We start from the raw sequence: 7,748 nt of genomic DNA, 5'->3' as shown, positions 1-7,748 counted from the left end.
AGGATCCCCCGCTTTCCTCCGCAGAGCGTATGCGGTATTAATCCGGCTTTCGCCGGGCTATCCCCCACTACAGGACACGTTCCGATGTATTACTCACCCGTTCGCCACTCGCCACCAGGATTGCTCCCGTGCTGCCGTTCGACTTGCATGTGTAAGGCATGCCGCCAGCGTTCAATCTGAGCCAGGATCAAACTCTTCAGTTCAAACCTGTTACTGTTTTCGGTTGTTTTACCAACCGGTCGCTCACTCAACGTACTGACGAAGTGTTTAACCATCTCTCGATGACCAAACCTTCCTTTCATTACTGTGTGAGACTTGATACTTTCGCTTTGCGCCAGACCCCGAAAGGCCCGGCTCGCGTCGCGCATCAAGCGCCCACACTTATCGGCTGTTAGTTTTTAAAGATCGATCCGCTCACGCCGCGCTGCCCTACCACACCTACCCGGCACCGCTTCGTTCTGCGTCGCTGCATCTGCAGCAGAGAAACGAGATTATGAAGACTCTCTTCTGTTTCGTCAACTAGTTTTTTTCGCTTTCGCTTAAAACCTTGTTGACTCAACCGCCGCTAGTTTCCGCCGCGGCCCCCGTTCACAAACGAGGAGGCGAATCATAGGTCACTCACAGCCTCATGGCAAGGGTGGCGATAACTTTTCGGCGGACTTATTTGCGCGCCGAATTCAGTAGCGCCTCGACAGGCACCGCGCCGGCCATGGCAGCGTATCCGGCGTCGCTCGGATGGATGTGATCGCCGCTATCGAACTTGCCCTGAAGACGATCCGGTTGCGCCGCATCGCGCAGCGCGGCGTCGAAATCGACTACGCCGTCGAAAGCATGGCTCGACCGGATCCATTCGTTCACCGCAAGGCGAATACTTTCCCGCTGCGGTGGGAGCGACGCGGGCGTCAATGTTCCGCCGAACACCTTTACTCCCGCGTGTCGCGCCGCTGCAATCACCCGCTGGTAGCCCGCAATCAGGTCGGCCGCGGTCACCGAAGCATGCGGGGAGTCGCAATCGAGACCGCTACGTGCCGGCATGGCCGCGAAATTGATGTCGTTGATGCCGATCAGCACAATGACTGCCTTGACGCCCGGCCGTTCGAGCACATCGCGGCCAAAACGCGTCATTAGCGCGTCGCCATAGCAGGGCGAATCGTTCAGCAACCGGTTGCCGCTGATGCCCAAATTAACCACCGCCGTCGACCGGTTCCCCGAAGTGGCCAACCGGCGGGCGAAAACGTCGGGCCATCGCCGATTCTGGTTCAGGCTGGAGCGCATGCCGTCTGTGATCGAATCGCCGATTGCCGCAATTGCGGTCGCTTCAGGCGCCGCGTCCACCGACAACGCCGTCGCCCATACATATTGAGTGAAGCGCGCGCGAAACGCCTCTGCGCCCGAGTCCGCCGCATGGTTGCCCGGCGCCGAAACGTAATTGAGCTGGTTGGCAACGCGATGCCATGCCACGATCCGCTGTTCCGGACCCATGAACGCACTGATTGAATATGGGGCGCCCGCGTCGATGTCCATCGCAATCGGATCGCTGTCCAGTTCGCGGCCTGGCGGTACGCTCACGGCGCCCCTTCCATTGAACGTCACGCGCGCGCCGCCGTTTGCGGAAGCCGCCGCGCCGCCAGCGGACCGCGCGATGCGCAGGTCCTCGATCACGAGCGGCGTCTTACCGTACTCGTTACTGAGGTGAATTCGCGCAGACTTTCCGGACAACGTCGGATAAACGATCTGACGGACAGTGCGCCCAGCCACTTCCGGCGCACGGTACAGCGGCGGCAAATCGGACCGCTGCGGAATGGGTTGCAGCGCCGTAGCCCAGGCGGTGACCCAATGCGCCGGGGCATCGCCGGCAGCGGCGGTGGATGAAACGGCAAACTGGCAAAGCAGGGCCGCGCCGCATGCGGCGGCGAAAGAACGAATGGTCATTCCGGTGTCTGGCTCGAAGCAAAACGGGCATTGTGCACGATCGGACCGCCCAACGCGGCGAGCAGTGTCACCGCGGCAACCGCAGCGCGCGCCTCGCAGCCAGCAGCGGCCCGACTCACTTACAACGCCGCTTTCGCCCCGGTCATTTTCAAAGCAAGCGCCTCGGCGACTTCGATCCCGTCGATCGCGGCCGAATAGATGCCGCCGGCATAACCTGCGCCCTCTCCGGCCGGATAAAGACCCTCGACGTTCATGCTCTGGTAGTCATCCCGTCGACGCACCCGAATTGGCGACGAGGTCCGCGTCTCCACCCCCGTCAACACAGCGTCGTGCATCGCAAAACCGGCGATCTTCTTGTCCATTTGCGGCAGCGCTTCGCGAATTGCCTCGATCACGTAGTCCGGCAGAGCCGTGCTGAGATCCGTGGGATGTACGCCAGGCTTATAAGACGGCACCACGGAACCCAGCGACGTGGACGGCCGCCCAGCAATGAAGTCGCCGACCAGTTGGCCCGGCGCCATGTAGTTGCCGCCGCCGAGCTCGAACGCCCGCTCTTCCCACTTGCGCTGGAACGCGATGCCGGCAAGCGGGCCTCCGGGGTAATCGTCCGGAGTAATGCCCACGACGATCCCCGCATTCGCATTGCGCTCAGCGCGCGAGTACTGACTCATACCATTCGTGACCACGCGTCCGGGCTCGGACGTCGCCGCGACCACGGTACCGCCCGGGCACATGCAGAAGCTGTACACCGCACGCCCGTTGCTGCAGTGGTGCACGACCTTGTAGTCCGCGGCGCCCAGCTGCTTGTGGCCCGCAAACTTGCCGAACCGGCTGCGGTCGATCAAACCCTGCGGATGTTCGATCCGGAATCCCAGTGAGAACGGCTTCGCTTCTATATAGACGCCGCGTTCGTGCAGCATGTGGAATGTATCGCGCGCGCTGTGTCCAACGGCCAGCACGACATGATCGCAGCGCAGCGTTTCGCCCGTCGACAGCTTCAGCCCGCGCACTTTCCCCTGGTCGATGTCGATATCGTCCACGCGCGTCTCAAAGCGCACTTCGCCGCCCAGCTCGTGAATGGTCGCGCGCATCTTCTCGACCATGCTCACCAGGCGGAACGTGCCGATATGGGGCCGGCTCAGATACAGGATGTCTTCCGGCGCGCCGGCGCGAACGAACTCGTCCAGCACTTTGCGGCCATAGTGTTTCGGGTCCTTGATCTGGCTGTAGAGCTTGCCGTCGGAGAAAGTGCCCGCACCGCCCTCACCGAACTGCACGTTCGATTCCGGATTCAGCACCGACTTGCGCCACAGTCCGAAAGTGTCTTTGGTGCGCTCGCGCACCGCCTTGCCTCGTTCGAGAATGATCGGCCGGAATCCCATCTGGGCAAGGATCAGCCCCGCGAAAAGTCCGCAAGGGCCCATGCCGATCACCACGGGACGCGGCGTCGCGAGTTGCGCCGGCGCCTTTGCGACAAAACGGTACGTCATATCCGGTGTGAGCCCGCAGTGCGGCACGTCGGCGATTCGCTTGAGCGCGGCCGCTTCGTCCGCGACTTCCACGTCGACTATATAGGTGAGCTTGATGTCGGCCCGCTTGCGCGCGTCGTGAGCCCGCCGGAAAACCGTGTATCGGACGAGCCCGTCGTCAGGCACGCCGAGTTCCGCGAGGCGCGCGCGGACCGCGGCTTCGAGCGCGCTCTCGGGGTGATCGAGCGGGAGTTTGATTTCGCTGAGACGTAACATGAGTACCGAGGATGCAGGAAGGCCGCGAATCGCGGCCAATTCGCAATTTTATAGGTTAAGCGTCGGCCCGGGGACCCGCCGCCCGCCGAAACGTCTTCGTGCAACTACGCCGCCGCCGTGGCGATGCCCCGCTCGTCCCAAAAAAATCTATTAACCGACCGGTCGGTTGGTTTATACTGTTCGCACCAGACAACTCCCGCAAAGAGAGTCCCCATGTACACGCAATCCCTGGATATTCCCGGCAACGTCGCTTCGCTGGACGCTGGCGCGACGTCGCCCGAGCAGACCCAGTTCGACGCCGTGATGGCCGCCGACGGCAAGATCGAGCCGCAAGACTGGATGCCCGAGGCTTACCGCAAGACCCTGGTGCGCCAGATTTCGCAACATGCGCATTCGGAGATCGTCGGCATGCTGCCGGAAGGCAACTGGATCACGCGCGCACCGAGCCTCAAGCGCAAGGCGATCCTGCTCGCCAAAGTGCAGGACGAAGCGGGCCACGGTCTCTATCTATATAGCGCAGCGGAAACGCTCGGCGTCTCGCGCGACCAGCTGGTTGCGGCGCTGCATTCCGGCAAAGCGAAGTATTCGAGCATCTTCAATTACCCAACGCCCACGTGGGCCGACGTCGGCGTGATCGGCTGGCTGGTCGACGGCGCGGCAATCATGAACCAGATTCCGCTGTGCCGTTGCACGTACGGCCCCTACGCCCGCGCGATGATCCGCATCTGCAAGGAAGAGTCGTTTCATCAGCGCCAGGGTTTCGACGCGTTGATGGCGATGATGTCGGGCACCGAAGCTCAGCGCGAGCTCGTCCAGCAGGCGGTGAACCGCTGGTGGTGGCCGGTGCTGATGATGTTCGGGCCGAGCGACAAGGACTCGATCCATAGCAATCAGTCGTCGAAATGGGGCATCAAGCGCATTTCGAACGACGACCTTCGCCAGAAATTCGTCGACGCCACCGTCGATCAGGCCAAGGTCCTCGGCGTCACGCTGCCCGACCCCGACCTCAAATGGAACGAGGCGCGCGGCCATTACGACTATGGCGACATCGACTGGGAAGAATTCTGGCGCGTCGTGAACGGCGACGGCCCGTGCAACCGCGAGCGTCTCGGCACCCGCGTCAAAGCTCATAACGAGGGCGCCTGGGTCCGCGAAGCCGCCCTCGCCCACGCCGAAAAGCAGCGCCAGCGCGCACAACAGCACGCCGCCTGACAAGCGCGGCACGCCCGGCAAAGAATCAGGAGATCAGGAATGAACAAGGAATGGCCAATCTGGGAAGTCTTCGTGCGCAGCAAGCAGGGACTCGACCATAAGCACTGCGGCAGCCTGCACGCCGCCGACGCGCAAATGGCGCTGCGCATGGCGCGCGACGTCTACACGCGCCGTCAGGAAGGCGTGAGCATCTGGGTCGTGCCGTCTTCGGCGATCACGGCGTCCGCACCGCAAGACAAGCCCGAACTGTTCGACCCGGCCGGCGACAAGATCTATCGCCATCCGACGTTCTACACGCTTCCCGACGAAGTCAACCACATGTAAGCGCGGCCATGACCATCACGCCTGAACATCTGCAATACGTGCTGCGCCTCGCGGATACCGCGCTGATACTCGGTCAGCGCAATAGCGAGTGGTGCGGCCACGGCCCGATTCTCGAAGAAGACATCGCGCTGTCGAACATGAGCCTCGATCTGATCGGCCAGGCGCGCCTGCTTTACACGCACGCGGCCTCGCTCGAACAGCAACTCACCGGCAAGACGCGCACGGAAGACGATTACGCGTACTTTCGCGCCGAGCGTGAATTTACGAACTACACGCTCGCCGAACTGCCGCACTGCGGTCCGGTGTCGGCTACCGCGCAAGTCGAGAAGGACTACGCGGTCACGATCGTCCGCAACTTTCTGTACTCCACGCTGATGGCGCATCTGTGGACTGCGCTCACGCAATCGACGGACGCCCAGCTTGCCGCGATCGCGTCGAAGTCGATCAAGGAAGCCAGCTACCACGTGCATCACGCGAGTGAATGGCTGATCCGCTTTGGCGACGGCACAGAGGAATCGCATCGGCGCGCGCAGGCTGCGCTGGACTATCTGCTGCCGTACACGCGTGAGTTCTTCAGCACCGACCCTGTCGAAGAGACCATCGCCACCTTAGGCATCGGCCCGCTGACCGCAGATCTCGAAGCCGCCTGGCTCGACGACGTTCGCGCGACGCTCGAGCAAGCCACGCTCACGCTGCCCGAAGCAGTCAAGCACATCACGACCGGTAAGCACGGCGAGCATTCCGAGCATATGGGCTTCGTGCTGGCCGAAATGCAGAGCCTTGCTCGCCAGCACCCCGGCGCCACCTGGTAATACGGGCCATTCGACGATGACGACCTCGACTACGACGCAACGAGCCGACGCATCCGTCCAACGCGCGTGGGCCGTGCTCGAAGCGGTGCCCGATCCGGAGATTCCGGTGGTGTCGATTCGCGAACTCGGCATATTGCGCGACGTCCGGCGCGCCGAGGACGGCGCACTCGAAGTCGTGATCACGCCGACCTACTCCGGTTGCCCGGCAATGTCGCAGATCGCGGAAGACGTCGCGCATGCGCTCGACGTCGCGGAACTCAAACCGTACCGGATCTCGACCGTCCTCGCGCCCGCATGGACCACCGACTGGATGACGCCCGACGCCCGCGAAAAACTGCGCGCTTACGGCATTGCGCCGCCCACGGGCAATTGCGGGTCGGCGGCCGGACCTGCCGGCGTACAGGAAAAAGTACTGCGCTTCGTGCCGCGCGCGCTGCCCGCGCCGTCCTGCCCAAGGTGCGGCTCGGCGCATACGGAACGACTCGCGCAGTTCGGCTCGACCGCTTGCAAAGCCTTGTACCGCTGCATCGACTGCCGCGAACCCTTCGACTACTTCAAACCATACTGATATGGCCACTCCGCAATTCCATCCGCTGCGTATCCGCGAAGTGCGGCCAGAAACCGCCGACGCCGTCTCGGTCGCGTTCGAAGTTCCCGTGGAACTGCGCGAGCTTTATCGCTTCACGCAGGGCCAGTTCGTCACGCTGAAAACGCATATCGACGGAGAGGAAACGCGCCGGTCGTATTCGATCTGCGTGGGCGTCACCGACTACGACCGCGACGGCGAACTGCGCATCGGCATCAAGCGCGTGCGCGGCGGGCGCTTCTCGAACTTCGCTTTCGATACTTTGCAGCCGGGCCACACGATCGACGTCATGACGCCCGACGGCCGCTTCTTCACCCATCTGAACGCGGATCACGGCCAGCAGTACGTCGCCTTCGCGGGCGGCTCGGGCATCACGCCGGTGCTCGCGATCATCAAGACGACGCTCGAGTTGGAACCGCGCAGCACCTTCACGTTGATCTACGGCAACCGCAGCGTGGACCAGATCATGTTCGCGGAAGAGCTGGAAGACCTGAAGAACCGCTTCATGAACCGCTTCGTGCTCTATCACGTGCTGTCGGACGACCTGCAGGACGTCGAACTGTTCAACGGCGTGCTCGACCAGCAGAAGTGCGCGGCGTTCCTCGACAGCCTCGTGCCGGCGGATTCCGTCGACGAAGCGTTTATCTGCGGTCCCGGGCCGATGATGGACGCCGCCGAAGCCGCGCTGAAAGCTGCGGGTGTGCCGTCCGAAAAGGTGCACGTGGAACGCTTCGGCTCGCCGCTGCCCCAGGCGGGCGTGCCGCCCGTCGAAATCACCGAAGACACGCCCGCTGCGGACCTCGAAATCGTGCTCGACGGCAAGCGCCGCAAGCTGCGTCTGCCGTATCAGGGCGTGAGCGTACTCGACGTCGGTCTGCGCGCCGGCCTTGCGCTGCCGTATGCATGCAAAGGCGGCGTCTGCTGCACGTGCCGCGCCAAAGTGGTTGAAGGCGAAGTGCGGATGGAAAAGAACTACACGCTGGAAGAGCACGAAATCCGCGACGGCTTCGTGCTGACGTGTCAGTGCCATCCAGTCAGCGACCGCGTGGTGGTGAGCTACGACGAGCGTTGAGCGTGATTGGGACTTGATGCCGCGAAGCTTTGAGCCGTTCCGCGATCCGCTTACACTAGGGGCCG

At 62.8% G+C, this 7,748-nt stretch carries 7 protein-coding genes and 1 rRNA gene; 5 read left to right on the top strand and 3 right to left on the bottom strand.

Annotated elements, in window-relative coordinates:
• From ACTJLB_RS03555 to ACTJLB_RS03545, 3 genes are all read right to left on the bottom strand, one after another.
• Positions 1 to 203: ribosomal RNA gene (locus ACTJLB_RS03555) — 16S ribosomal RNA — on the bottom strand; the annotation flags it as partial.
• A 457-nt stretch (positions 204 to 660) separates the two neighbouring features.
• Complete coding sequence (locus tag ACTJLB_RS03550) at positions 661 to 1,932, bottom strand: SGNH/GDSL hydrolase family protein (RefSeq protein WP_440782492.1); 1,272 nt, start codon at positions 1,930 to 1,932, stop codon at positions 661 to 663.
• A gap of 119 nt (positions 1,933 to 2,051) precedes the next feature.
• On the bottom strand, positions 2,052 to 3,677 hold the full coding sequence (locus tag ACTJLB_RS03545) for an NAD(P)/FAD-dependent oxidoreductase (protein WP_204522502.1): 1,626 nt from the start codon (positions 3,675 to 3,677) through the stop codon (positions 2,052 to 2,054).
• Between the two features lie 213 nt (positions 3,678 to 3,890).
• On the opposite strand from ACTJLB_RS03545, the gene paaA reads away from it, so the two are divergent.
• From paaA to paaE, 5 genes are read left to right on the top strand one after another with little or no spacing between them, the layout of a single operon-like run.
• Positions 3,891 to 4,889: a 1,2-phenylacetyl-CoA epoxidase subunit PaaA gene (gene paaA / locus ACTJLB_RS03540; protein ID WP_020070841.1), complete on the top strand. Its 999-nt coding sequence runs from the start codon at positions 3,891 to 3,893 to the stop codon at positions 4,887 to 4,889.
• 39 nt (positions 4,890 to 4,928) lie between these two features.
• A complete protein-coding gene (gene paaB / locus ACTJLB_RS03535) occupies positions 4,929 to 5,213 on the top strand; it encodes a 1,2-phenylacetyl-CoA epoxidase subunit PaaB (RefSeq protein WP_020070840.1) in 285 nt (94 codons plus the stop codon).
• 8 nt (positions 5,214 to 5,221) lie between these two features.
• Positions 5,222 to 6,025 carry a 1,2-phenylacetyl-CoA epoxidase subunit PaaC gene (gene paaC, locus ACTJLB_RS03530; protein ID WP_440782491.1) on the top strand — a complete coding sequence of 268 codons (804 nt, stop codon included), beginning with the start codon at positions 5,222 to 5,224 and terminating at the stop codon, positions 6,023 to 6,025.
• 16 nt (positions 6,026 to 6,041) lie between these two features.
• Complete coding sequence (paaD, locus tag ACTJLB_RS03525; RefSeq protein WP_288828470.1) at positions 6,042 to 6,593, top strand: 1,2-phenylacetyl-CoA epoxidase subunit PaaD; 552 nt, start codon at positions 6,042 to 6,044, stop codon at positions 6,591 to 6,593.
• A gap of 1 nt (position 6,594) precedes the next feature.
• Positions 6,595 to 7,683, top strand: a complete 1,089-nt coding sequence (gene paaE, locus ACTJLB_RS03520) for a 1,2-phenylacetyl-CoA epoxidase subunit PaaE (protein WP_087752438.1) — start codon at positions 6,595 to 6,597, stop codon at positions 7,681 to 7,683.
• Positions 7,684 to 7,748 lie beyond the last annotated feature (65 nt).

The organism is Paraburkholderia sp. 22098 (genome assembly GCF_052045935.1).
Classification (GTDB): Bacteria; Pseudomonadota; Gammaproteobacteria; order Burkholderiales; family Burkholderiaceae; genus Paraburkholderia; species Paraburkholderia caledonica.
Note: the sequence above shows the minus strand (reverse complement) of the source record. Positions and strands in the feature narration are given on the sequence as shown.